This is a genomic window from Enterobacter genomosp. O (assembly GCF_001022965.1).
Taxonomy (GTDB): domain Bacteria; phylum Pseudomonadota; class Gammaproteobacteria; order Enterobacterales; family Enterobacteriaceae; genus Enterobacter; species Enterobacter cloacae_L.
On sequence record NZ_LECZ01000026.1, the window covers coordinates 568,466 to 593,849 of the forward strand.

General features: G+C 58.2%; 25 protein-coding genes and 1 tRNA gene. 10 read left to right on the top strand and 16 right to left on the bottom strand.

Annotation, left to right across the window (positions count from 1 at the left end; translation table 11 throughout):
* Positions 1–4 precede the first annotated feature (4 nt).
* From ABR39_RS16510 to ABR39_RS24195, 3 genes are all read left to right on the top strand, one after another.
* A complete protein-coding gene (locus ABR39_RS16510) occupies positions 5–469 on the top strand; it encodes a phage tail protein (RefSeq protein ID WP_047347800.1) in 465 nt (154 codons plus the stop codon).
* Positions 466–1,620, top strand: coding sequence for a phage late control D family protein (locus ABR39_RS16515; RefSeq protein ID WP_047347801.1), 1,155 nt, complete (start codon positions 466–468; stop codon positions 1,618–1,620). The genes ABR39_RS16510 and ABR39_RS16515 overlap by 4 nt, the downstream gene beginning before the upstream one ends.
* A gap of 67 nt (positions 1,621–1,687) precedes the next feature.
* Complete coding sequence (locus ABR39_RS24195; RefSeq protein WP_048339054.1) at positions 1,688–1,888, top strand: ogr/Delta-like zinc finger family protein; 201 nt, start codon at positions 1,688–1,690, stop codon at positions 1,886–1,888.
* A gap of 60 nt (positions 1,889–1,948) precedes the next feature.
* Here the strand turns inward: ABR39_RS24195 and ABR39_RS16520 are convergent.
* A tRNA-Ile gene (locus tag ABR39_RS16520) sits at positions 1,949–2,024 on the bottom strand.
* A 125-nt stretch (positions 2,025–2,149) separates the two neighbouring features.
* On the opposite strand from ABR39_RS16520, the gene mug reads away from it, so the two are divergent.
* Positions 2,150–2,656 carry a G/U mismatch-specific DNA glycosylase gene (mug, locus tag ABR39_RS16525; RefSeq protein WP_047347802.1) on the top strand — a complete coding sequence of 169 codons (507 nt, stop codon included), beginning with the start codon at positions 2,150–2,152 and terminating at the stop codon, positions 2,654–2,656.
* 146 nt (positions 2,657–2,802) lie between these two features.
* On the opposite strand, the gene rpoD is transcribed toward mug, so the two are convergent.
* From rpoD to rpsU, 3 genes are all read right to left on the bottom strand, one after another.
* A complete protein-coding gene (gene rpoD, locus ABR39_RS16530; RefSeq protein ID WP_023309228.1) occupies positions 2,803–4,650 on the bottom strand; it encodes an RNA polymerase sigma factor RpoD in 1,848 nt (615 codons plus the stop codon).
* 274 nt (positions 4,651–4,924) lie between these two features.
* Positions 4,925–6,670 (bottom strand): DNA primase, encoded by a 1,746-nt coding sequence (dnaG, locus tag ABR39_RS16535; RefSeq protein WP_047347803.1) that lies wholly within the window; start codon positions 6,668–6,670, stop codon positions 4,925–4,927.
* A 115-nt stretch (positions 6,671–6,785) separates the two neighbouring features.
* Positions 6,786–7,001: a 30S ribosomal protein S21 gene (rpsU, locus tag ABR39_RS16540; RefSeq protein WP_001144069.1), complete on the bottom strand. Its 216-nt coding sequence runs from the start codon at positions 6,999–7,001 to the stop codon at positions 6,786–6,788.
* Positions 7,002–7,237: 236 nt separating this feature from the next.
* Between rpsU and tsaD the strand changes: the two genes are divergently transcribed.
* Positions 7,238–8,251, top strand: a complete 1,014-nt coding sequence (gene tsaD / locus ABR39_RS16545; RefSeq protein WP_047347804.1) for a tRNA (adenosine(37)-N6)-threonylcarbamoyltransferase complex transferase subunit TsaD — start codon at positions 7,238–7,240, stop codon at positions 8,249–8,251.
* A gap of 43 nt (positions 8,252–8,294) precedes the next feature.
* Here the strand turns inward: tsaD and ureG are convergent, their stop codons facing one another.
* The 10 genes from ureG to plsY all read right to left on the bottom strand — a co-directional run bounded on the left by ureG (position 8,295) and on the right by plsY (position 16,134).
* Positions 8,295–8,912, bottom strand: coding sequence for an urease accessory protein UreG (gene ureG, locus ABR39_RS16550; RefSeq protein WP_047347805.1), 618 nt, complete (start codon positions 8,910–8,912; stop codon positions 8,295–8,297).
* Between the two features lie 9 nt (positions 8,913–8,921).
* The gene (locus ABR39_RS16555; protein ID WP_047347806.1) at positions 8,922–9,596 is read right to left on the bottom strand and encodes an urease accessory protein UreF; all 675 of its coding nucleotides are present in this window, start codon (positions 9,594–9,596) and stop codon (positions 8,922–8,924) included.
* Positions 9,596–10,135: a HupE/UreJ family protein gene (locus tag ABR39_RS16560; RefSeq protein ID WP_047347807.1), complete on the bottom strand. Its 540-nt coding sequence runs from the start codon at positions 10,133–10,135 to the stop codon at positions 9,596–9,598. The genes ABR39_RS16555 and ABR39_RS16560 overlap by 1 nt, the downstream gene beginning before the upstream one ends.
* A 9-nt stretch (positions 10,136–10,144) precedes the next feature.
* Positions 10,145–10,603, bottom strand: a complete 459-nt coding sequence (gene ureE, locus ABR39_RS16565) for an urease accessory protein UreE (protein WP_047347808.1) — start codon at positions 10,601–10,603, stop codon at positions 10,145–10,147.
* Between the two features lie 9 nt (positions 10,604–10,612).
* Positions 10,613–12,316, bottom strand: coding sequence for an urease subunit alpha (gene ureC, locus ABR39_RS16570; protein ID WP_047347809.1), 1,704 nt, complete (start codon positions 12,314–12,316; stop codon positions 10,613–10,615).
* Positions 12,309–12,623 carry an urease subunit beta gene (locus ABR39_RS16575; protein WP_047347810.1) on the bottom strand — a complete coding sequence of 105 codons (315 nt, stop codon included), beginning with the start codon at positions 12,621–12,623 and terminating at the stop codon, positions 12,309–12,311. Before ABR39_RS16575 ends, ureC begins: the two co-directional genes overlap by 8 nt.
* A gap of 10 nt (positions 12,624–12,633) precedes the next feature.
* Positions 12,634–12,936 (bottom strand): urease subunit gamma, encoded by a 303-nt coding sequence (locus ABR39_RS16580; protein ID WP_003862556.1) that lies wholly within the window; start codon positions 12,934–12,936, stop codon positions 12,634–12,636.
* 10 nt (positions 12,937–12,946) lie between these two features.
* The gene (locus ABR39_RS16585) at positions 12,947–13,774 is read right to left on the bottom strand and encodes an urease accessory protein UreD (RefSeq protein ID WP_047347811.1); all 828 of its coding nucleotides are present in this window, start codon (positions 13,772–13,774) and stop codon (positions 12,947–12,949) included.
* Positions 13,775–13,962: 188 nt separating this feature from the next.
* Entirely contained in the window at positions 13,963–15,429 is a 1,467-nt protein-coding gene (locus ABR39_RS16590; protein WP_047347812.1) for an MFS transporter, read from the bottom strand.
* An 84-nt stretch (positions 15,430–15,513) separates the two neighbouring features.
* Complete coding sequence (gene plsY / locus ABR39_RS16595; protein WP_047347813.1) at positions 15,514–16,134, bottom strand: glycerol-3-phosphate 1-O-acyltransferase PlsY; 621 nt, start codon at positions 16,132–16,134, stop codon at positions 15,514–15,516.
* 107 nt (positions 16,135–16,241) lie between these two features.
* Here plsY and folB point away from each other — a divergent pair, with 107 nt between their 5' ends.
* Positions 16,242–16,610: a bifunctional dihydroneopterin aldolase/7,8-dihydroneopterin epimerase gene (folB, locus tag ABR39_RS16600; protein ID WP_047347814.1), complete on the top strand. Its 369-nt coding sequence runs from the start codon at positions 16,242–16,244 to the stop codon at positions 16,608–16,610.
* Between the two features lie 105 nt (positions 16,611–16,715).
* Positions 16,716–17,537, top strand: coding sequence for an undecaprenyl-diphosphate phosphatase (bacA, locus tag ABR39_RS16605; RefSeq protein ID WP_047347815.1), 822 nt, complete (start codon positions 16,716–16,718; stop codon positions 17,535–17,537).
* Positions 17,538–17,547: 10 nt separating this feature from the next.
* Here the strand turns inward: bacA and ABR39_RS16610 are convergent, their stop codons facing one another.
* The gene (locus tag ABR39_RS16610; RefSeq protein WP_047347816.1) at positions 17,548–18,789 is read right to left on the bottom strand and encodes a multifunctional CCA addition/repair protein; all 1,242 of its coding nucleotides are present in this window, start codon (positions 18,787–18,789) and stop codon (positions 17,548–17,550) included.
* A 60-nt stretch (positions 18,790–18,849) separates the two neighbouring features.
* Positions 18,850–19,470: a TIGR04211 family SH3 domain-containing protein gene (locus ABR39_RS16615; protein WP_024906484.1), complete on the bottom strand. Its 621-nt coding sequence runs from the start codon at positions 19,468–19,470 to the stop codon at positions 18,850–18,852.
* A 229-nt stretch (positions 19,471–19,699) separates the two neighbouring features.
* Here ABR39_RS16615 and ABR39_RS16620 point away from each other — a divergent pair, with 229 nt between their 5' ends.
* Genes ABR39_RS16620 through hldE form a run of 3 tightly spaced genes read left to right on the top strand, consistent with a single transcriptional unit; the run spans position 19,700 to position 25,349 of the window.
* Positions 19,700–21,001, top strand: a complete 1,302-nt coding sequence (locus ABR39_RS16620) for an inorganic triphosphatase (RefSeq protein WP_047347817.1) — start codon at positions 19,700–19,702, stop codon at positions 20,999–21,001.
* A gap of 21 nt (positions 21,002–21,022) precedes the next feature.
* Positions 21,023–23,878 (top strand): bifunctional [glutamate--ammonia ligase]-adenylyl-L-tyrosine phosphorylase/[glutamate--ammonia-ligase] adenylyltransferase, encoded by a 2,856-nt coding sequence (gene glnE, locus ABR39_RS16625; protein ID WP_047347818.1) that lies wholly within the window; start codon positions 21,023–21,025, stop codon positions 23,876–23,878.
* Between the two features lie 40 nt (positions 23,879–23,918).
* The gene (gene hldE, locus ABR39_RS16630) at positions 23,919–25,349 is read left to right on the top strand and encodes a bifunctional D-glycero-beta-D-manno-heptose-7-phosphate kinase/D-glycero-beta-D-manno-heptose 1-phosphate adenylyltransferase HldE (RefSeq protein ID WP_047347819.1); all 1,431 of its coding nucleotides are present in this window, start codon (positions 23,919–23,921) and stop codon (positions 25,347–25,349) included.
* Positions 25,350–25,384: the final 35 nt, after the last annotated feature.

Here is a 25,384-nt window from a genome sequence, read left to right on the forward strand (position 1 = left end):
GAAAATGTTAATGGTGCTGGGTCTGTTTGTCTTTGAACGACGAACCTTACCGTATCAGTCAATGCAATTTTCAAAGGACTACCGCTGGGTGTCCAACGATCGCATCGGAAAACCCAAAGCCTGGCAGTATCTTGGCGAAGGTGAGACTTCTCATTTGCTCACAGGGACGCTTTATCCGGAAATCACCGGCGGGCGACTCTCCCTGAAGGCGATCGAGCTGATGGCGAATGAAGGGCGGGCGTGGCCGTTGATAGACGGCACCGGCATCATTCACGGCATGTTTGTCATTGAGAAAGTCACGCATACGCACACGGATTTTTACAGCGATGGTGCCGCCCGAAAAATTGAGTTTACCCTGTCGCTAAAACGCGTGGACGAATCGCTGATAACGATGTTTGGCGACCTGAGAACGCAGGCCTCAGAGCTGGTGGAAAGCGCACGTAATAGCATTGGAGGGCTGGCGGGATGATCGCTGAAATGAATATCCGGGCGGGTGGCAAAATGGCCCCTGATTTTATGCTTAAGCTTGACGATCGTGATATCACGCAAAATTTCAGCCATCGTCTTATCAGTTTGACCATGACCGACAAGCGCGGGCTGGAGGCCGATCAGCTGGATATTCAACTGGATGATTCCGACGGGCTGTTAGACCTGCCTGCCCGGGGGGCAACGCTCTCCTTATGGCTGGGATGGGAGGGAACCCCGCTCGAGCCGAAAGGGAACTTTACGATCGATACCATTGAGTTTCGGGGCGCGCCGGACACGCTGACCATTCGGGGATGCAGCGCGGATTTTCGCGGAAAGCTAAACGTCCGGCGCGAACAGTCGTGGCATGACACGACGATCGGCGCGATCGTGAATACCATTGCTCAGCGTAACCGGCTGACCGCCAGCGTCGCGGCGGATCTTTCATCCATTGCTATTTCGCATATCGATCAGTCTCAGGAGACAGACGCGGCGTTTCTCACCCGCCTGGCCGAACGCAACGGTGCCTTTGTTTCAATTAAAGCCGGCAAGGTTATTTTTATGAAGGCGGGCCAGGCCGTTACAGCTGGCGGCATATCGATTCCCTTGATGGTGATTGAACGTGGGGATGGCGATAAGCACCTTTTTTCCGTCGCGGACCGTGAAAATTACTCCGGCGTGACGGCGAAATGGCTGCAAACGCGCGACCCAAAACAGCAAAATCCTCAATTGAGCATTAATCGTTTACCTGAGGGGCCGTCGACAGAGGGGCTGCAGCACCCGGATGCCGCCGCGCCGATTGCGGGAGCAGGGGGCAGGGAGCAGAAGCCGCAAGAGATGCTGGTGGGATCGGTGGAAAACGTATTTGAGCTCACCACGGTGTATGCCTCTGAGGAGCAGGCGCTGAGGGCTGCGGAGGCGAAGTGGCGCGCGCTTCAGCGCGGTACCGTGAATTTTTCTATCCAGCTGGCGCTGGGACGGGCCGATCTGTTCCCCGAGACGCCGGTGCTGGTAAACGGCTTTAAACGCGTCATTGACGAGCAGGCGTGGATCATCAGCGAGGTGGTTCATACCCTCAGCGGGAGTGGATATACCACGAAGCTGAACCTTGAGCGTAACGTCACCGACGAAAAATTTGCTGTCGACAGTGAGTAATTCATTTGCCATTACGTTCTTTTTGAGTATTATTGATTCACAAATTGTGAATTTAACGGAGGGGTACATGTTTCATTGTCCTAAGTGCAAGCATTCAGCGCATGCGCGTACCAGTCGCTACCTAAGTGAAAATACCAAAGAGCGGTATCACCAGTGCACCAATGTAGACTGCAGCTGTACGTTCGTGACGATGGAGTCCGTGGAGCGTCTGATTGCGACCCCTGGCGACGCCGGGAAAGCCCGAACGGCTTCGCTACCAGCTGTTTAAAAACCAATAAAAAAAGCCACTCAATGAGTGGCTTATTTATTTGATTCTAAAGCTAAAATTTGGTGGCCCCTGCTGGACTTGAACCAGCGACCAAGCGATTATGAGTCGCCTGCTCTAACCACTGAGCTAAGGGGCCGTGGCGGTGAATTATAAAGTAACTCCCCGCAGCAATCCAGCCATTCACACCTGCCTGCTGTTTTTATAAACAACGCATAATCAATCCTTTATACTTCAATTACGATGTATCGATCGGGAGTAAAGATGATCAACGATATTCTGGCCCCTGGCCTGAGGGTGGTGTTCTGCGGAATTAACCCGGGCAAGTCCTCGGCGCACACCGGTTTTCACTTTGCCCATCCGGGCAATCGCTTCTGGAAGGTGATCTATCAGGCCGGGTTTACCGACAGGCTGCTCAAGCCCGAAGAGGAGCAGCACCTGCTGGATACGCGCTGCGGGATCACCATGCTGGTCGAGCGGCCTACGGTGCAGGCGAGCGAGGTTAACCTGCATGAGCTGCGAAGCGGCGGGCGAGAGCTGGTCAAAAAGATAGAGGATTATCAGCCGGCCGCGCTGGCGATCCTCGGTAAGCAGGCCTACGAGCAGGCGTTCAGCCAGCGCGGGTCGCAGTGGGGCAAGCAGGCCATCACCATCGGCGTGACGCAGGTGTGGGTGCTGCCGAATCCGAGCGGGCTCAACAGGGCGACGCTGGATAAGCTGGTGGAGGCGTATCGGGAACTTGATGAGGCGCTGATGGTGCGGGGGCTTTAGGCCTGATGCCCTCACCCTAGCCCTCTCCCTCAAGGGAGAGGGAGACGTCTGTGCCGGCATTATTTTGTGGGGAGCCCTGAGCCCACAGGGAGAGGGGATAGGCAAAAAAAAGCTCCCAATCGGGAGCTTTTTGCTGTTTACCTGGATTAATCGTCCAGGAAGCTACGCAGCACTTCAGAGCGGCTTGGATGACGCAGCTTACGCAGCGCCTTCGCTTCGATCTGACGGATACGTTCGCGGGTTACATCGAACTGTTTACCCACTTCTTCCAGCGTGTGGTCGGTGTTCATATCGATACCGAAACGCATACGCAGTACTTTCGCTTCACGGGCGGTCAGGCCAGCCAGCACGTCGTGCGTTGCAGCACGCAGGCTCTCGGTGGTTGCAGAGTCCAGCGGCAGCTCGAGGGTGGTATCCTCGATGAAATCACCCAGATGCGAATCTTCATCATCACCGATTGGTGTTTCCATGGAGATAGGCTCTTTGGCGATCTTCAGCACTTTACGGATCTTGTCTTCCGGCATCAGCATGCGCTCGGCCAGCTCTTCTGGCGTCGGCTCGCGGCCCATCTCCTGCAGCATCTGGCGGGAAATACGGTTGAGCTTGTTGATGGTCTCAATCATATGCACCGGAATACGGATGGTGCGCGCCTGATCCGCGATAGAGCGGGTGATAGCCTGACGGATCCACCAGGTTGCGTAGGTGGAGAACTTGTAGCCACGACGGTATTCAAACTTGTCTACCGCTTTCATCAGACCGATGTTGCCTTCCTGAATCAGATCCAGGAACTGCAGACCACGGTTGGTGTATTTTTTGGCGATAGAGATAACCAGACGCAAGTTCGCTTCAACCATCTCTTTCTTCGCACGGCGGGCTTTCGCTTCACCGATGGACATACGACGGTTGATGTCTTTAACCTGCTCGATGGTCAGGCCGGTCTCTTCTTCAATCTGATGCAGCTTCTGCAGGCCGCGATGCACATCGTCCTTCACGTCGTGCAGTTTTTCAGACCACGGCTTGTTCATCGCGATAGCCGCGTTGAACCAGGTTTCGCTGGTTTCGTTGCCGGTGAAGAGGGTGATGAAGTTCTTCTTCGGCATTTTGCACTGCTCAACGCACAGCTTCATGATGATGCGTTCCTGGGTACGTACGCGATCCATCATCACGCGCATGCTGTTCACCAGGTAGTCGAACTGTTTTGGCACCAGGCGGAACTGTTTGAACACTTCAGACAGTTTCAGGATCTCTTCCTGAGCGGCGGCATGGCTGCGGCCTTTCGCTTTGATGGTGTCACGCGTCACTTCGTACTGGGTACGCAGCTCGGCAAACTTCTCACGCGCCAGTTCCGGGTCGATGCTGTTGTCATCATCCGCGGTGTCGTCGTCGCTCTCTTCCTCATCTTCGTCTTCGTCATCATCCATCTCTTCCTGAGACAGTTCAGAACCGACGTGAGTGGCGGTAGGCGCCATATCTTCTTCAGCGTTCGGGTCGACAAAACCGGTGATCAGGTCAGACAGGCGCGCTTCTTCCGCTTCAACGCGATCGTACTGCTCCAGCAGATAGGTGATCGCTTCCGGGTACTCGGCAACAGAGCACTGAACCTGGTTGATCCCGTCTTCGATGCGTTTTGCGATGTCAATTTCGCCTTCGCGGGTCAACAGTTCAACGGTACCCATTTCGCGCATGTACATGCGGACCGGGTCAGTGGTACGCCCGATTTCAGATTCCACGCTGGACAGTACCTGTGCAGCAGCTTCTTCCGCATCTTCGTCAGTGTTGTTGGAGGTTTCAGCCAGCAACAGATCATCGGCATCCGGTGCTTCTTCCATCACCTGAATGCCCATGTCATTGATCATTTGGATGATGTCTTCGATTTGATCTGAATCGACGATATCTTCCGGCAGATGGTCATTGACCTCGGCATAGGTCAGATAGCCTTGCTCCTTACCACGTTGGACAAGAAGTTTCAGCTGTGACTGCGGGTTTTGCTCCATAAGACGGTATCCACACTTAATTCGTTTGATTGGTGTCGGCGATGGGGCTGCCAACCTTTAAAGCGAGGGCGTACTTATATTTTTGCCGCTGCCTCTCAGTGCGGCTGCCGGGGGCTTCCCGATCGATATTCGGCACTTAAGCCGTTAAATACTTCATCCTTCACGTTGTCTCTGCGTTAGCTGCGTTCTCTCATCCTGGTCATGTACTTATGTACACTCCCAGGAGTTCGTTCACTTGCTGCCTTGATACAACGCGAATGATATTGTCTTTCACCTATTTCTTCGCCAGTTCCTGGTTAATCATCCAGAGCTCCCGGCGTTCTTCGCTGCTCAAACCGTGTGTGCGCTCGCGAGCAATCAACTCTTCCTGGCGCAGCTCAAGCATCGAATCAAACATATGGTTGAGTGAGTCGGTGAACGTTTTTTCTGCAATGTCCTTATCTGCTATATCGTCCCACATCGACAATTTTTCAAGGGTAGCGGCCTCTTTTGTGCCGCGATAATGCTCTAAAAGTTGTCCGGTGGTCAGACCTGGCTGAGACAAACAAGTGTTGACCAGTTCTGAAAATAAGCCAAGTCCGGGCAATTTTTCGTGGTTCAAACCCGCCAGCGACGGCACCTGTGGCGCAAGCTCGGGATTTTGTACCAGCAACCCTATCAGTATACGCATGGTTGTGCGTTTTAGCTGAGGCGCGGCGCGAACCGCACCGTTTTCAGCGTGTTTAGGCATTAAACGTTCAAGCTGGCTGTCATCCAGAATGCCGAGCTTGTTGCCTAACTCCTGACGCAGATAGATGCGCAGCGTTTCGCCTGGCACCTGGCTGATTAACGGCAGCGCCAGCGTACTGAGCTGCGCGCGCCCGTCAGGGGTACTCAAATCGACCTGCGGCATCAGGCTGTTAAACAAAAACGTGGAGAGCGGCTGAGCCTGCTCCATCCGCGCTTCAAATGCCGCTTTGCCCTCTTTACGCACCAGCGTATCCGGGTCTTCGCCGTCGGGCAGAAACATAAAGCGCAGCTGACGGCCGTCGGTCATGTAGGGGAGCGCGGTTTCCAGCGCGCGCCAGGCGGCGTCGCGTCCGGCGCGGTCTCCGTCGTAACAACAAATCACGTTGTTGGTCACGCGGAACAGCAGCTGGATGTGATCCGCCGTCGTGGACGTTCCTAACGACGCCACCGCGTAGTTAATGTCGTACTGCGCCAGCGCCACGACGTCCATATACCCTTCGACGACCAGAAGACGCGGAGGTTCCGCGTTATTCTGTTGCGCCTCATAAAGGCCGTAGAGCTGGCGGCCCTTATGGAAAATATCGGTTTCCGGGGAGTTGAGGTACTTCGGCAGGGCATCACCCAGCACGCGACCACCAAAACCAATTACCCGGCCACGCTTGTCGCGGATGGGGAACATCACCCGTTCGCGGAAGCGGTCGTAGCTTCGTCCCTGGTCGTTGGTGACCAGCATGCCTGCATCGATGAGAGACTTACGATCTTCGCTATTACCGCCAAAACGCTTTAACACGTTGTCCCAGCCGGGCGGGGCGTAACCAATAGCGAAACGCGCAATGACATCGTCGCTCAGTCCGCGCTTGTTCAGATACTGACGCGCAGGCTCAGCCGCAGAGTGCTTAAGAGACTGTTGGTAAAACGAATTCAGGCCATCCATCAGTTGATACAGCGTTTGCCGTTGATGGCGCTCGATCTGACTTGGCCCACTGCCTGCTTCATACGGCACTTCAAGGTTATGCATCGCCGCCAGCTCTTCGACGGTTTCAACGAACTCGAGCTTGTCGTAGTTCATCAAAAAATCGACGGCATTACCGTGTGCGCCACAGCCGAAGCAATGGTAGAACTGCTTTTCACCGTTTACGGTGAAGGAGGGGGTTTTTTCGTTATGGAACGGACAGCACGCATGGTAGTTCTTGCCCTGCTTTTTCAGCTTTACCCGCGCGTCGATGAGATCGACGATGTCGGTTCTGGCGAGCAGGTCATTGATGAAAACGCGTGGGATTCTTCCGGCCATATGCCCCAAAATTTTAAGCGACTTATAAACGAAAACAAGCCGCGCATTCCTTCCGGAAGCACGGCCTTACGACTATTACTCTGTCTGTCAATTGAGGGCTTTGGCCCTCAACCAATTAGTACAGACGAGTACGGCGTGCGTTTTCGCGAGCCAGTTTCTTCGCGTGACGTTTCACAGCGGAAGCTTTAGCGCGCTTACGTTCGGTCGTTGGTTTTTCATAAAACTCACGACGACGAACTTCAGCCAGAACACCTGCTTTCTCGCATGAACGTTTGAAGCGACGCAGTGCTACGTCGAACGGCTCGTTTTCACGTACTTTAATTACCGGCATGTAACTCTCACCTTTAATAAATTCGGTTTGCCGCTGGCATCAACGCCAGCTTATTTCAAAATGGTGCGGAATTTTACTGCAAATGCTGCTGCTTTGTAAAGCACCGATGCGATTTTGAAAGGGACTTTAATAAGGGTGAGGAGTATACACGAGCCTTCTTCCTGGGGCGAACAAAGTTTTACATCAACCCGCCCAGGCTCTACACTGCGCGGTATTGAAACGAGGTAAAACAAGTCATGCGTGTACTGGGTATTGAAACATCCTGCGATGAAACCGGCATCGCTATTTACGACGACGAAAAAGGCCTTCTGGCCAACCAGCTGTATAGTCAGGTGAAATTGCACGCTGACTACGGCGGCGTCGTGCCTGAACTGGCCTCTCGTGACCACGTGCGTAAAACGGTTCCCCTGATTCAGGCGGCGCTGAAAGAGGCCGGGTTGAGTTCAAACGATATCGACGCCGTGGCCTATACCGCGGGCCCGGGCCTGGTCGGCGCGCTGCTGGTTGGCGCGACGGTTGGCCGTTCGCTGGCCTTCGCGTGGGATGTTCCGGCCATTCCGGTTCACCATATGGAAGGGCACCTTCTGGCGCCGATGCTGGAAGATAATCCGCCTGAGTTTCCGTTTGTGGCGCTGCTGGTTTCGGGTGGGCATACGCAGCTGATCAGCGTGACCGGCATTGGCAAGTATGAGCTGCTGGGCGAGTCGATCGACGACGCCGCCGGTGAAGCGTTCGACAAAACCGCCAAGCTGCTGGGGCTGGATTACCCGGGCGGCCCGATGCTGTCCAAAATGGCGTCCCAGGGAACGGAAGGGCGCTTTGTCTTCCCGCGTCCGATGACCGACCGTCCGGGGCTGGATTTCAGCTTCTCTGGCCTCAAAACTTTCGCGGCCAATACTATCCGCAATAATGATAACGACGAGCAGACGCGTGCCGACATCGCCCGTGCGTTTGAAGATGCGGTAGTCGATACGCTGATGATCAAGTGCAAGCGCGCGCTGGATCAGACAGGCTTTAAGCGCCTGGTGATGGCCGGTGGCGTCAGCGCCAACCGCACGCTGCGCGCGAAGCTTGCTGAGATGATGCAAAAACGTCGCGGGGAAGTGTTCTATGCACGTCCGGAGTTCTGTACCGATAACGGGGCAATGATCGCCTACGCCGGGATGGTGCGTCTGAACGCCGGTGCAACGTCCGACCTGAGCGTGTCCGTGCGTCCGCGCTGGCCGCTGGCGGAACTGCCGGAGGCGTAACCCTCACCCTAACCCTCTCCCACAGGGAGAGGGGATCATAGGACTACACCCGCAGCATCCCTTTCTCTTCCAGAAACGCAATAATCGTCGTCAGGCCGTCGCCCGCTTTCAGGTTGGTAAACGTCCACGGACGCTCGCCGCGCATGCGGTTGGTGTCGCGCTCCATCACCTCCAGCGAAGCACCCACGTACGGCGCGAGATCGGTTTTGTTGATCACCAGAAAATCGGATTTGGTGATCCCCGGCCCGCCCTTGCGCGGGATTTTTTCCCCTTCGGCTACGTCGATCACGTAGATGGTGAGATCCGCCAGCTCCGGGCTGAAGGTTGCGCTCAGGTTATCGCCGCCGCTTTCAACGAAGATCAGATCCAGGTTGCCGAACTTCTCGCTGAGCGCTTCTACCGCCGCCAGGTTCATCGAAGCATCTTCGCGGATGGCGGTATGCGGGCAGCCGCCGGTCTCCACGCCGACGATGCGCTCCGGCTCCAGTGCGCCCGCTTCGGTAAGAATGCGCTGATCCTCTTTGGTGTAGATATCATTCGTCACCACCGCCAGGTGATACGTGTCGCGCATTGCTTTGCAGAGCGCTTCCAGCAGCGCGGTTTTACCCGACCCCACCGGGCCACCCACGCCCACGCGCAGGGGATGTTTGTAATCAGCCATGTTGCTTCCTCAGGAACGGAATAGTCGTGAATATTGTGTTTCGTGCCGCGCAGAGGCGATGGCGGACAGCGGCGTCGCCGCGCCTATCTCGTCGTCACTGCATAAAAACGCCTGTTCAAACCGGGCAGCAAAATGGTCGCTCAGTTCGATAATCAATTGCTGCGCCGCCTGCTGCCCAAACGGCACCAGCTTGACGCCCGCCATCACCGCGCTCTCCATCCAGCTGTAGCCGAGGCTCAGGGCCAGCTCGCGCACGCTAATGCCCCAGCGCGCGCCGAGCCACGCCATGCCGCAGAGCTGGCTTTGCAGACACAGCGCCAGCCACGCGGGCGGACAGTCAGGCTCCCAGCTTTTGATGAGGCGCGTAAAGGCCGCCCCACGGTTGCGCTCTTCTTCGCGCAGCTCGCGCGTTTCCCGGCAGGCGAGCAGCCAGGACGTCCAGCGCGTGGCCGCCGACAGATCGTCCTGCTCGCAGGCCTGGCAGAGACGGTGAAACAGCGGCAGATCGACGCAGAAAAAGCTCTGCTCCATCTGCTGGATTTGCCAGTGCTTAAAGGCCCCCGCGTCGGTAACCCAGCCTGCTTCAACGGCCCACTCCAGTCCCTGCGACCAGGTAAACGACCCGACCGGCAGGCTGCTGCTGGAGAGCTGCATCAGGCGCAGCCGCTGGCGGGAATCATCCATTAGCTCATCAGCGCCAGCAGGGCGGAGACGATCAGCCCGCCGCCGAAGGTTTTACGCAGGCCGTCGTGACGGCGCAGCAGCAAGCCTGCGGCGAAACTGGCGCACAGCACGGTGGCGCTGGCGAACATAAACCCGCTGGTGAAGAGCCAGAAGCTGTGGCCGGACATCTCCACGCCGTGCGCCCAGCCGTGAAACATCGCCAGAGCCGGTACCGCCAGCAGCAGGCGGTTTTCGGTTTTAAACATCATCACGCCGGATACCGCCAGTGAGGCGATGATCAGCATCTCCATGCCGCTGAAGCCGCCGAGCAGGCTGCCCGCAATGGCACCGACAAGCATCATCCCGAGAGTGGCAAATGGCAGCAGGAGCTTGCGTCCGCTCAGCGCAGAGAGCACGCCCGCGCCGGTCAGCATCAGCAGGTGATCGAGCCCGGTCAGCGGATGGAGAAAACCGGCCTGAAAGCTGTCGGTGCCGTGGCCGGGGTGGGCGAGCGCCGGAACGGAAAAGGCCAGAAGCAGCAGAGGTAAATACTTACGCATGATGAATCCTTAATGTGAATGGGCGTGAGAGTGGCTGTGGGCATCGCTGGTATAAGCACCCGCTTCCGGTTCAAACGGCAGGCTGGCAAAGGCCACCTCCAGACCAAACTGGCGCAGCATGTCGTCGAGCACGTGATCGTGGTGATAGCGCAGCTCGCCGGGCATGATCTGCAGCGGCACGTGGCGGTTGCCCAGGTGGTAGCAGGCGCGGGCGAGCAGGAACGGATCGGCGCAGCGCACCACGGAGACGGACTCCGGCGCGGCGATCACCTCGATCACCTCGCTGCCGTCGTCGGTGGTCAGCAGGTCGCCCCCGCGCAGCAGCAGGCCGCGCGGCAGCATCAGCCCGGCTTCGCGACCGTCGTTCAGCGCCACGCGGGCGCGGCTTTTTACCCGCACGTCAATCGGCAGCGTGACGCTGGCGGTAATCGGGTGCGCATGGTCCAGGCGTTGGGTTAAATAGATCATTATTACTCCTCAAAACAGGAAATAGCGTTGCGCCATCGGCAGAACGTCAGCCGGTTCGCTGGTAATCAGTTCGCCGTCGACGCGCACCTCGTAGGTTTGCGAATCGACGGTGATATTCGGCTGCAGGCCGTTGTGGATCATGTCCGCCTTTTTCACCGTCCGGCAGCCTTTCACCACCGCGGTGGCGCTTTGCAGGTTGAGTCGTTGCGGGATGCCGTTGGCACTGGCGGCCTGCGAGACAAACGTCAGCCGGGTGGCGTGGCGCGCGGCGCCCAGCGATCCAAACATCGGGCGGTAATGCACCGGCTGCGGCGTGGGGATCGAGGCGTTGATATCGCCCATCGGCGCGCAGGCGATCATCCCGCCCTTGACGATGGTGGCGGGCTTCACGCCGAAGAACGCCGGGGACCAAACCACGAGATCCGCCAGTTTGCCCGCCTCGATGGAGCCCACTTCATGGGCGATGCCGTGGGTGAGCGCCGGGTTAATGGTGTATTTGGCGACGTAGCGCTTTACGCGGAAGTTGTCGTTTTCGCCGGTCTCTTCCGGCAGGGCGCCGCGCTGGACCTTCATGCGGTGCGCCACCTGCCAGGTGCGGATAATCACTTCCCCGACGCGGCCCATGGCCTGAGAGTCTGACGAGGTGAGCGAAAACGCGCCGATGTCGTGCAGCACGTCTTCAGCGGCGATGGTCTCACGGCGAATGCGCGACTCGGCAAACGCCACGTCCTCGGCGATATCCGGATCGAGGTGATGGCAGACCATCAGCATGTCGAGATGCTCGTCGATGGTATTGACCGTGTAGGGCAGCGTCGGGTTGGTGGAGGAGGGCAGAATATTCGGGTGCGCGCAGGCGGTAATGATATCCGGCGCATGGCCGCCGCCTGCCCCCTCGGTGTGGAAGGTGTGAATAGTGCGCCCGCCAATGGCGGCCAGCGTGTCTTCCACAAATCCGGACTCGTTCAGCGTGTCGCTGTGCAACGCCACCTGAATATCCATCTCGTCAGCGACCTCCAGCGAGCAGTTGATGGCCGCAGGCGTCGCGCCCCAGTCTTCGTGAATTTTCAGCCCGATGGCGCCGGCGGCAATCTGCTCGCGCAGGGCGTTCGGGTTGGAGCCGTTACCTTTGCCGAGCAGGCCGATATTCACCGGCAGCGTATCGGCAGCCTGCAGCATGCGGGCGATATACCACGGTCCTGGCGTGCAGGTGGTGGCGTTGGTGCCCGCCGCCGGTCCGGTGCCGCCACCGATCATGGTGGTGACGCCGGAAACCAGCGCCTCTTCCGCCTGCTGTGGGCAGATCCAGTGGATGTGGGTGTCGATCCCGCCAGCGGTGACGATCTTCCCCTCGGCGGCAATCACTTCCGTTGCCGCTCCAATCGGGATCGTCACGCCAGGCTGAATGTCCGGATTGCCGGCTTTGCCGACGGCAAAGATCCGCCCGTTCTTGACGCCGATATCGGCCTTCACGATCCCCCAGTGATCGACGATCAGCGCGTTGGTCAGCACCAGATCCACGCAGTCGTCTGCGGTCATCTGTCCCTGACCCATGCCGTCGCGGATCACCTTCCCGCCGCCGAACTTGACCTCTTCGCCGTAGGTTGTGAGATCGTCTTCCACTTCTATCCAAAGCTCGCTGTCGGCCAGCCGCACCTTATCGCCGGTGGTAGGGCCGAACATATCGGCGTAAGCCCGGCGCGAAATTTCAGCCATGTTTCACCTCTCCCATCACCTCGCCGCGAAAACCGACTATGCGCTGTGCGCCCGTAACCTCAACCAGCGTCACTTCGCGCTTCTGGCCGGGTTCAAAACGCACGGCGGTACCCGCCGGAATATGCAGCCGGTAGCCTTTGGTGGCTTCCCGGTCAAACTTCAGCGCCGGGTTGACCTCATAAAAGTGGTAGTGCGATCCGACCTGGATCGGCCGGTCACCGTGGTTTTCGACGATGACGCGCCGGGTTTCACGCCCGACGTTGAGGGCAATATTGCCGGGCTGGATCTGGTATTCGCCTGGGATCATCACGCGCTCCTTAGACGATCGGGTTATGGACGGTGACGAGCTTGGATCCGTCCGGGAAGGTCGCTTCGACCTGAATATCCGGGATCATCTCCGGCACGCCCTCCATTACCTGGTCGCGCGTCAGAACGTGGCGGCCCGCTTCCATCAGCGAGGCGACGGTTTCGCCATCGCGGGCGCCTTCCATAATGAAGGCACTGATCAGCGCGACCGATTCCGGATAATTGAGCTTTACCCCGCGCGCAAGGCGGCGTTCGGCAACCAGCGCGGCGGTGAACAGCAACAGCTTGTCTTTTTCTCTGGGGGTCAGTTCCATAACGTTTCTCTTATGTCTGCCAGATACGCGGCGAACAGGCGGTTTTGGTGGTGAGAAGCGGGCGAAGCGACTGCCAGACGTCGCGCATCACCCGCTGGCAAATCAGGTTATCGTGGGAGAGAAAACGCACCGACAGCAAATCGTCAGTGAGCGTTGCGCCGGCAAAAGTACCCAGCGGGGCGAGCCGCTCGCGCACCGTGTCGAGGTGCGTTTCACCGGCCGGGTAGAACAGCAGCGTGCCGAGCCACGGATGCCCGGCAACGGGCGTGAGATCGCCGTTGCTGAGATGCTGACGCTCAATCAGGCGCGGCGCGTCGTCGACCCAGACCTCAAGGCGGCTCTCCAGCGTGCCGTGGCTGAAGGTTTCATTAATCACCGGGCGTCCCAGGCAGTACAGCTCCCACGCCAGCAGCGTGCTGGTGGACTTAAGGTGAAAGACGGAGCGCAGCGCGGCATTCGCGCCGGGAAAGACAATGGTGTCCTGCGGCAGCCACTCGAGCGTGGATCCATCATCGAGATAAAAGTGCTGATTGAGGCAGGCCTGCGGGCCGCTGCTGCGATAGAACTTACTGGCGCCGGGCATGGTGATAAGCACATGGCTGTTGGCATCCAGCCGGACAGAAATATCCAGCGTATCGCCGCCCACAACGCCACCGGGTGGGTGCAGCAGATAGAGGTGGCAGGTTTCGCCTTCAGGATAAAACGGCCGCTGAACGGTAAGCGGCCCGAGGTGATGAGCGGAGTGCAGGAGGGTTTTCTCAGGGGTGTGACAAAACTGCAGGGCAAGCGACGCCTGCCAGCCTTTATACGTATTATCAGTGACCTGAGCTGCTAACATGCTGCATCCATCTGCTCATCATCGGGGTCGTTTCAGTATGCCCTGGCAGAATTGAAGGCTGTCATATGAGTCGCTTATGGATAAAAACGGCTCATGTGATTTTCGCCCAGCGGCGCTACGCTTGCACGGGCCTACAAGATAATGCGCAGTGTAGGCCGGGTAAGCGCGGCGCCATCCGGCAGGAAAGCCTAGCGGTAATCCTCCGCATCCACGTCATACCCGGACGGCTCCCAGCGGATCGCCAGCAGGGAGGCCAGGCCGATAAACGGCGCCAGGGCAATCACCCAGAACACGGCGGTGTCGAGGGAGGCGACCAGCAGCGGGAACAGGAACAGCGACAGCGTGGAACTGCTGCGCATTAGCGTCTGGTTGAGACCCACGCCGACGCCGCGCAGTGAGGTCGGGTAGCTCAGCGAGGCAAACGTCATGGTATGTGCACCCGGACCAAATCCCTGACCGAACAGGAACAGTGCCAGCATGCCGACGGCAACCACACCTTCCGCTGCGCCTTCTGGCCGCCCTACCAGCGCCAGCCCGAGTAGCGCGACCAGCTGGCAGGCGTAGCCCGCAAGCGACATCCGCCAGGCACCGAAGCGCGGCACGTAGCGTACCGCCAGCAGCCCGCCGACAAAGGCAAACAGCAGGTTAAGCACCAGAGAAATCAGAATGGTGGTGAGCATCGACTGGACAAAGAAGCTGGAGATGATCACCGGCAGGCCAAACGCCACGGCGTTATAGGCAAACGACGAAACGACAGACAGCAGCGTGGCGAGCGTCGTACGGCGTAAATAGATGCCGCGAAACAAATTCAGGTAGTTGGACCATTTCGCTTTATTGACGACTGGGGCGGGCTGGCTGAGCGCGTCCTGCGGCACGTGGGCATTGATGTTATAGGACTGGCGCAGGATCGAGGCTGCCTCTTTCAGGTTGCCCTGATTCGCCGCCCAGACCGGCGATTCGCTCATGTAGCGGCTGCGGATGGCGATAATCACCAGCGCCGGTACCGCGCCAAAGCCCAGAATCAAACGCCACAGCCAGTCGCTGTGGCTTCCCGGCAGCACGGCGTAGAAGAAGAGCACCAGCAGGTACGAGATGCTGATGGCGGCATACCAGGTGGGGCACCACATCGCGACGCTGGAGGCCTTATTCCCCGGGCCTTTGAGTTTGGCAAACTCGCTTAAAAACGCCATCGCCACGGGAAGGTCGATCCCCACGCCGAGCCCCATCACAAAGCGGGCGCCCGCCAGCACGTATTCGTTAGGTGCCAGCGCACAGGCGATGGCGGCCACCACGAAGAAGAGCATGTCGGCCATAAAGACCCGGTAGCGGCCAATCTTGTCCGTGAGGTATCCGCCGAGCAGCGCCCCGACAATGGCCCCGAAGGTAATGGCCGAGGCCACCATGCCGGTGCCTGCCGGCGTAAGGTTAAATTCTCGGGTGATGTCTTTTATGCCGAAGGCCAGCGCGCCGAGGTCGTAGGCATCGAGAAAAATTCCGCCCAGCGCGATACCGATGACGATGCGCGCATTCGCCCGTCCCTGAGAACCGTCATTGACCAGCCGCGAGACGTCAGCGGCGCTGCGCACCCACTGGATGTCGCCGTTCGCTGAATGTTGTGGTGTTGAAAGGGGAGTGGTGTCTGTAATGTCTGCCATTTTCTTCTGATGTGGTTGTGTTGTGTCTCTAACAGTTACCACAGGCAGAAGGTGGCCAAAATCACATTTGGCTATAAGGCATAACTAACCCTTCGGAGCGTCTTTTTTCTTTCTCTTGAGCTTCGTCCAGATTTTGGTCTCCTGACGACGCCACAGGCGCTGAATATTATCGTGATGGCGCAGCAGGATAAGGCAGGAGAGCATCGACACCGGGAAGGTAAACTGGGGTTTGAACCACCAGACGTAGAACGGGGCAATCAGCGCGCTGACAATGGCGCCCAGGGACGAATAGCCGCTCAGAAGAATGGTCAGCAGCCAGGTGCCGGCCATGACGCCGGTTAAATCCCAGCCGATAGGCGCAATGGCGCCAAAAGCCGTAGCCACGCCTTTGCCGCCTTTAAAGCCGAAGAATACGGGCCAGATATGACCAACGCAGGCGGCAATGGCAATGAGCCCCAGCCAGAACGGCGTAACGCCCAGCGCATACGCGCCCCAGACGGGTAGCATCCCTTTCAGAACATCAAAAATCAAAACCGCTACGGCTGCTCCCTTGCCGCCAATTCGTAGTACGTTGGTCGCTCCCGGGTTCCCGGAACCACTTTCACGCGGGTCAGGTAACCCGGCGATGCGGCAGACCAGAATGGCGCTGGAGATTGAGCCGCAAAGGTAGGCGAGGAGGATCATTCCAGGCGCGATTGCACTCATAACGCTGTTCCGTTTTGAAAATGTATCTGTATTCTCAGCATCTGTGGATAATACGCATAATTCGCCGGAAGTGGTATCCGGTTTAGCCAAAAAGCAGGCAGGTCGTGATGGATATTGTATTTATAGAGCAACTTTCGGTAATCACCACTATTGGTGTTTACGACTGGGAACAGACCATCGAGCAGAAGCTGGTGTTCGATATCGAAATGGGCTGGAATAACCGCAAATCGGCAAAAAGCGATGACGTGAACGATTGTCTGAGCTATGCCGACATCAGTGAAACGGTCATCGCCCACGTTGAAGGGCAACGCTTTGCGCTGGTCGAGCGGGTGGCGGAGGAAGTGGCTGAACTGCTGCTCACCAAATTCAATTCGCCGTGGGTGCGCATCAAGCTGAGCAAGCCGGGCGCGGTGGCGCGAGCCGCTAATGTCGGCGTCATCATCGAGCGTGGCACAAATCTGAAAGGACAGATTTAACGTCATAATAGCTAAACCATTTTAGGTTATACCGGTCTTAAAGCTGTATCTTTCACGGTAGCCGTTGGGGCGACCGTTTTTTTATATCTTTTTAGGGGTTTATAGATGAGCGATATGCACTCGCTGCTGGTGGCGGCAATACTGGGTGTGGTCGAAGGATTGACGGAATTTTTACCCGTTTCCAGTACGGGCCATATGATTATCGTTGGCCATCTGCTGGGCTTTGAAGGCGATACCGCAAAGACGTTCGAAGTAGTCATTCAGCTGGGTTCGATTCTGGCGGTGGTGGTGATGTTCTGGCGTCGTCTGTTTGGTCTGATCGGCATCCATTTTGGTCGTCTTCCTCAGCGCGAAGGTGAAGGCACCGGCCGTCTGACGCTCATCCATATCCTGCTCGGGATGGTCCCAGCGGTGGTGCTGGGCCTGGTTTTCCATGACGCCATCAAGTCTCTGTTTAACCCGATTAACGTGATGTACGCGCTGGTGGTGGGGGGCTTCCTGCTGATCGCCGCAGAAGTGCTGAAGCCAAAAACGCCGCGCGCGGAAGGCCTGGACGACATGACGTATCGTCAGGCGTTTATCATTGGCTGCTTCCAGTGTCTGGCGCTGTGGCCGGGCTTTTCGCGTTCAGGCGCAACGATTTCTGGCGGGATGCTGATGGGCGTGAGCCGTTATGCCGCGTCGGAGTTTTCGTTCCTGCTGGCGGTACCGATGATGATGGGTGCCACCGTACTCGACGTTTATAAGAGCTATCACTTCCTGACGGCTGGCGACATTCCGATGTTCGCCGTGGGATTCATCACCGCGTTTATCGTGGCGCTGATTGCCATCAAAACCTTCCTGCAGTTGATCAAGCGTATCTCGTTTATCCCATTCGCGATCTACCGCTTTATCGTGGCGGCTGCGGTGTACGTGGTCTTCTTCTGACCGATAGCCCTCAGTCTTTCGGCTGAGGGCAATGCTTTTCCTTCCAGTCCGATACCGCCTGAATTCGCCGTTTTGTCAGCTCTTCCCGAATCTCCGGTCCTTTGAATCCCGCGTCGACAACGTCTTTCGTCGGCACCGCTTTTGCCACTTCCCAGGCTTTACGCAGCAAACGACCCTGCGGGTAATCGCACGCTTCAAACCCGGTACGACCGCGCACGTCCGCTTCGCTGGTGAGCGCGATTTGCTCCACGCGCTGGGGTTTGCGCCAGGCGTCGATGTTATCGAAAAGCTTGACGATGGTGGCCGGCTTCAGGATCGGGAAGGTGTGGATCAGGTCGTGGAACTCGGCGACCAGTTTCGCCAGATCGCGGATCTCGTTCGGTACGCGCAGACGCTGGCACAGCCCCTCGACCAGCTTCACCCCTGCCGGGCCGTGCCCGTGGTGGCGAGGCCAGAATTCTTTTGGCGTTAAGCCTTTGCCGAGATCGTGGCACAGGGTGGAAAAGCGTACGTCCACGTCCGGGCTGAGCATGGCCGCCATGCTGAGCGTCATCAGCGTATGCACGCCGGTATCAATTTCCGGATGCCATTTCGCCGGGGCGGGAACGCCAAACAGCGCGTCTATTTCCGGGAACAGCACCTTCAGCGCGCCGCAGTCGCGCAGGACCTGGAAAAAGACCTGCGGGTTGCGCGTGGTGAGGGCATTTTCCGTCTCTTTCCAGACGCGCTCTGGCGTCAGGTGTGCAAGCTCGCCCGCCTCGGTCATGGCGGTCATCAGCGCCATTGTCTCATCGGCAATACGGAAGCTGAGATGGGCGTAACGCGCGGCAAAGCGCGCCACGCGCAGGACGCGGAGTGGATCTTCAGAAAACGCGGGGGAGACGTGACGTAAAAGACGGTTGCGCAGATCGTCCTGGCCGCCATAAGCGTCAACGATCTGGCCGTTTTCGTCCTGCGCCAGCGCGTTGATGGTGAGATCGCGGCGCAGGAGATCTTGCTCCAGCGTGACGTCCGGCGCGGCATAGCAGGTGAAGCCGGTATAGCCCGAGCCCGATTTCCGCTCGGTACGCGCCAGGGCATACTCTTCGCGGCTTTGCGGGTGCAAAAACACGGGGAAATCGCGGCCTACCTGCTGGTAGCCCGCGTCGAGCATCTCTTCAGGGGTGGCGCCAACCACCACCCAGTCTTTATCTTTGACCGGCAGACCTAACAACGCATCACGTACCGCACCACCGACCAGATAACTCTTCACGCCTTACACTCCCGTTTTCTCTTTTCCAGAATGATACGTAAGTCTGGCAGAGAAGACGAATTAGTTCATCCAGCGGTCTTTACGCTTACGGCTTGGGATCAGATGCGGCAGTACCAGGCCCAGCACCAGACCAACGCCCAGCACGCCGCCGCCATACATGAACCACTGCATGATGATGGTGCGCTGTTTGTCATCGAGCTGCAGATTGGCGGCATTCACTTTCTTCTGCGCGACAATCAGCTCATTTTTCAGTTTCTGGTTCTCTTCTTTCAGACCGTTAATCACGCCGTCGCTTTGCGCCACTTTCTGCTGCATTTCAGCGGTGCGCTGGTTCCAGGTTCCGTCGATGTTGTTCAGCTTATCGGTCAGGGTTTTCACCTGGTTTTCCAGATCCGGGACGCGGGTGCGCAGGCTTGGCACGGTGCTCAGCTCTTTCAGCGGGATCCAGGAGGTGCGACCGGTACTGTCGCGTACCTGGCCGTAGTTGGTGTCCGCGTTGGTTTGTAACAGCGTGACTTCCTCGCCGGCATTTACCGTGCCCACGAGGCGATAATTATCTCCAGGGCCACTGCGTACCCAGGTGTTCAGTTCGTCAGAAACGTAACGCTTCTCTTCAGCGTGCACTGCGGTTGCGGCGCTAAAAGCGAGTAAAGTAAGTCCAATCAGGCGTAATTTAAGCATCATTAGTCGTTATTTTCATAAATAGTGGAACGATAGTAGTGGCAACAGTGTCTCTACGCAAAGCATTCATCAGCAATCAGAATCATCTGTGTCACGACTCTACACATTTACGCCCGTCAAATTGCTCATTGCATGGCAATTTGGCGCAAAATACTATGTACTGACAAACAAATGGCGAGGAAGTTCGCCCTCATTGACGCGTCTGTGACGCCCGCAAAAGTACAAGGCTATGGCTCAGGAAATCGAATTAAAATTTATCGTCGAAAAAGACAGCGTTGACGCACTCCGCCAGCATCTGCATACGCTTTCCGGCGAACACCATGCACCGGTACAACTGCTTAATATCTATTACGAAACGCCGGACAACTGGCTGCGCCGCCACGATATGGGGCTGCGCATCCGCGGTGCGAGCGGTCGCTACGAGATGACGATGAAAATTGCCGGCCGCGTGGTCGGCGGTTTGCATCAGCGCCCGGAATACAATATCGACATCAGTAAGCCAGAACTTGAGCTGGAACGTTTCCCGACTGAAGTCTGGCCGGAAGGTGAGCTGCCTTCCACGCTGGCGGAGCAGGTGCAACCGCTGTTCAGCACCGATTTCTGGCGTGAAAAATGGCTGGTGACGGAAGGCAAAAGCCGCATCGAAATCGCCCTGGATTTGGGGGAGGTGAAGGCGGGAGAGTTTCAGGAGCCGATTTGCGAACTGGAGCTTGAGCTGCTGGAAGGGGATGCGAATGACGTGCTGAAGCTGGCGCGCAGGCTGGTAAACCAGTCCGGATTACGTCAGGGGAGCCTGAGCAAAGCCGCTCGGGGTTACCATCTGGCCGCCGGGAATGCGCCGCGCGTGCTGAAAGAGACGACCATTTTGCACGTTGCGCCGAAAGCCAGCGTTGAACAGGGCCTGGAAGCCGCGCTGGAGCTGGCGCTTTCTCAGTGGCAGTACCATGAAGAGCTGTGGGTGCGAAACGTGAAAAACGCCAAATCCCACGTGCTGGCGGCGATTGCCCTGGTGCGCCATACCCTGACGCTGTTTGGCGGTATCGTTCCTCGAAAAGCGAGTGCTCACTTACGCGATCTGCTGACGCAAACCGAAACGCTGATGCTCTCCGACGTCTCTGCGCAAACGGCGATCTACAGCCCGCAAACCGCGACGGCAAAACTGGCGCTGACCGAGTTCCTGGTGACGCGCGGCTGGCGCCCATTCCTGGATGCGAAGGCAGAGGCCAAAATCGCGGAAAACTTCAAACGCTTCGCGGATATTCATCTTTCCCGTCATGCCGCTGAGCTGAAGACCACTTTTGCTTATCCGCTGGGCGACCAGTATGGCGATCAGCTTCCCCGCCTTTCGCGCAACGTCGACAGCATGCTGCTGCTTTCCGGCGCTTATGATGGCGCGAAGGCCCAGGCCTGGCTGGAAAACTGGCAGGGACTGAAGCATGCCATTGAAACCCGTCAGCATATCGAGATTGAGCATTTCCGTAACGAGGCCATTTCGCAGGAGCCGTTCTGGCTGCACAGCGGAAAACGTTAACTCTGGCAAGGAACCCCAATAATGCCGCTTTCTTCGCAGTTACAGCAGCAGTGGCAGACCGTTTGCGAACGTCTGCCTGAGTCATTACCGGCGTCATCGTTAAGCGAGCAGGCAAAGAGCGTGCTCGCCTTCAGTGATTTTGTACAGGAAAGTATCGCCGCCAACCCGGACTGGCTGGCGGAGCTTGAGAACGTACCGCCGCAGGCAGACGAGTGGCGGCATTATGCTGGCTGGCTGCAGACTGCACTTGAAGATGTGGCGGATGAGGCCACGCTGATGCGCGTCCTGCGCCAGTTCCGTCGCCGGGTGATGGTGCGCATTGCCTGGGCACAGGCGCTGGAGCTGGTGAGCGAAGAGAGCACGCTGCAGCAATTAAGCGAGCTGGCGCAAACGTTGATTGTCGCCGCGCGAGACTGGCTCTACGCCGCCTGCTGTAAAGAGTGGGGCACGCCGTGCAGCGAGGAAGGGGTTCCTCAGCCGCTGTTGATTCTGGGAATGGGCAAGCTGGGCGGCTGCGAGCTGAACTTCTCCTCCGATATCGACCTGATTTTTGCCTGGCCGGAGAACGGCTCCACGCGCGGCGGGCGTCGCGAGCTGGACAATGCGCAGTTCTTTACCCGTCTCGGCCAGCGCCTGATTAAGGCGCTGGATCAGCCCACGCAGGACGGTTTTGTTTACCGCGTGGACATGCGTCTGCGTCCGTTTGGCGACAGCGGGCCGCTGGTGCTGAGCTTTGCGGCGCTGGAAGATTATTACCAGGAGCAAGGACGCGACTGGGAGCGTTACGCGATGGTCAAAGCGCGGATCATGGGCGACAGCGACGACGCTTACGCCAACGAGCTGCGCGCCATGCTGCGTCCGTTCGTGTTCCGTCGCTATATCGACTTCAGCGTCATCCAGTCCCTGCGAAATATGAAAGGGATGATTGCCCGCGAGGTGCGCCGCCGTGGTCTGAAGGATAATATTAAGCTCGGCGCGGGCGGCATCCGCGAAATCGAATTTATCGTTCAGGTCTTCCAGCTTATTCGCGGCGGACGCGAGCCGTCGCTGCAGTCCCGTTCATTGTTACCGACGTTGAGCGCCATTGCTCAGCTGCATCTCCTGCCGGACGGCGACGCGCAAACCCTGCGCGAGGCCTATCTTTTCCTGCGTCGTCTGGAAAACCTGCTGCAAAGCATCAATGATGAACAGACTCAGACCCTGCCGGGCGACGACCTGAACCGGGCGCGTCTGGCCTGGGGAATGCGCGTGGAAGACTGGTCAACGCTGACCGAACGGCTCGATGCCCATATGGCAGGCGTACGCCGAATTTTTAACGAGCTGATCGGCGATGACGAAAGTGAGTCGCAGGACGATGCGCTCTCCGAACACTGGCGCGAGCTGTGGCAGGATGCGCTTCAGGAAGATGACACTACGCCGGTGCTGACGCACTTAACCGACGACGCGCGCCATCGCGTGGTAGCGCTGATTGCTGATTTCCGCCTTGAGCTGAACAAACGCGCCATCGGCCCGCGAGGCCGTCAGGTGCTGGATCACCTGATGCCGCATCTGCTGAGCGAAGTCTGCTCGCGGGCGGATGCGCCGGTGCCGCTGTCGCGCATGATGCCGCTGCTGAGCGGGATTATCACGCGTACCACGTATCTTGAACTCCTGAGCGAGTTCCCCGGCGCGCTGAAGCACCTGATTACGCTCTGCGCCGCGTCGCCGATGGTGGCCAACAAGCTGGCGCGCTACCCGCTGCTGCTGGATGAGCTGCTCGACCCAAATACCCTTTATCAGCCGACGGCGACCGACGCCTACCGGGACGAGCTGCGTCAGTATCTGCTGCGCGTGCCGGAAGAGGACGAAGAGCAACAGCTGGAGGCGCTGCGTCAGTTTAAGCAGGCCCAGATGCTGCGCGTGGCGGCCGCGGATATCGCCGGAACGCTGCCGGTAATGAAAGTGAGCGATCACTTAACCTGGCTTGCGGAAGCAATTATCGACGCGGTGGTGCATCAGGCCTGGGTGCAGATGGTGGCGCGCTACGGCCAGCCGAAACACCTGGCCGACCGTGACGGTCGCGGCTTCGCGGTGGTGGGCTACGGTAAGCTTGGCGGCTGGGAGCTGGGCTACAGCTCCGATCTGGATTTAATCTTCCTCCACGACTGCCCGGTTGACGTGATGACCGACGGCGAGCGCGAGATTGACGGGCGGCAGTTCTACCTGCGCCTGGCGCAGCGCATCATGCACCTGTTCAGCACCCGCACCTCGTCGGGCATTTTGTATGAAGTGGATGCCCGTCTGCGCCCGTCCGGCGCGGCGGGTATGCTGGTTACTTCGACGGAGTCCTTCGCCGATTACCAGAAGAATGAAGCCTGGACGTGGGAGCATCAGGCGCTGGTGCGCGCCCGCGTGGTATATGGCGATCCGCAGCTCAAAACGCAGTTTGACGTCATCCGCAAGGAGGTCATGACCACCCCGCGCGACGGCAGTACGTTGCAGACCGAAGTGCGCGAAATGCGCGAGAAAATGCGTGCGCACTTAGGCAATAAACATCGCGATCGCTTTGATATTAAAGCCGATGAGGGCGGAATTACCGATATTGAGTTTATTACCCAGTATCTGGTACTGCTGCACGCGCACGACAAGCCGAAGCTGACGCGCTGGTCCGATAACGTGCGCATTCTGGAACTGTTGGCGCAAAACGACATTATGGACGAGCAGGAGGCGCAGGCCTTAACCCGCGCCTACACCACGCTGCGCGACGAGCTGCATCACCTGGCGTTGCAGGAGCAGCCGGGGCACGTGGCGCTGGACTGTTTTATCGTTGAACGCGCTCAGGTAACGGCCAGCTGGCAGAAGTGGCTGGTGGAACCGTGCGTAACAAATCAAGTGTGATATTATCGCGCGCAAATTGTGAATCTTTCTGGAGTCAGGAATGAAAGTAACACTGCCAGAGTTTGAACGTGCTGGGGTAATGGTTGTTGGGGATGTGATGCTGGATCGCTACTGGTACGGGCCGACCAGCCGCATCTCTCCGGAAGCACCGGTACCGGTAGTTAAGGTCGACACCATTGAAGAGCGTCCCGGCGGCGCGGCAAACGTGGCGATGAACATTGCCTCTCTGGGCGCGCATTCGCGTCTGGTGGGCCTGACCGGCATCGACGATGCGGCGCGCGCGCTGAGCAAGTCGCTGGCGGACGTGAACGTGAAGTGCGACTTCGTTTCTGTTCCGACCCACCCGACGATCACCAAGCTGCGCGTGCTGTCGCGTAACCAGCAGCTGATCCGCCTCGACTTTGAAGAAGGGTTCGAAGGCGTTGATCCTGAGCCGCTGCACGAGCGTATCAACCAGGCGCTGGGCAATATTGGCGCGCTGGTGCTCTCTGATTATGCAAAGGGCGCTCTGGCCAGCGTGCAGACAATGATCCAGTTGGCGCGTAAAGCCAGCGTGCCGGTGCTTATCGACCCGAAAGGGACCGATTTTGAGCGCTATCGCGGCGCGACGCTGCTGACGCCAAACCTGTCAGAGTTTGAAGCGGTGGCGGGCAAGTGCAAAACCGAAGAAGAGCTGGTTGAGCGCGGCATGAAGATCATTGCTGACTTCGAGCTGTCCGCGCTGCTGGTGACCCGCTCCGAGCAGGGAATGACGCTGCTGCAGCCGGGCAAAGCGCCGCTGCATATGCCAACCCAGGCGCAGGAAGTGTACGACGTAACCGGTGCCGGTGATACGGTGATTGGCGTCCTGGCGGCGACGCTGGCGGCGGGTAACTCCCTCGAAGAAGCGTGCTACTTTGCGAACGCGGCGGCGGGCGTGGTGGTCGGCAAACTCGGGACGTCTACCGTTTCGCCTATCGAGCTGGAAAACGCCGTGCGCGGTCGTGCCGATACCGGTTTTGGCGTCATGAGCGAAGACGAGCTGAAAGTGGCCGTCGCCGCTGCGCGCAAGCGCGGTGAGAAAGTGGTGATGACCAACGGCGTGTTCGACATCCTGCATGCGGGCCATGTCTCCTATCTGGCGAATGCGCGTAAGCTCGGCGATCGCCTGATTGTGGCGGTCAACAGCGATGCGTCGACGAAACGCCTGAAGGGTGAAACGCGACCGGTGAACCCGCTGGAGCAGCGTATGATCGTGCTCGGCGCGCTGGAAGCCGTGGACTGGGTGGTGTCGTTTGAAGAAGACACGCCGCAGCGCCTGATTGCCGGTATTCTGCCGGACCTGCTGGTGAAAGGCGGTGATTACAAACCGGAGCAAATCGCGGGGAGCGAAGAGGTCTGGGCCAACGGCGGTGAGGTGATGGTGCTCAACTTTGAGGACGGGTGTTCAACCACCAACATCATTAAGAAGATCCAGAAAGACAGTCAGTAAAAAACGGGCCAGTTGGCCCGTTCGTTTTCCTCCCT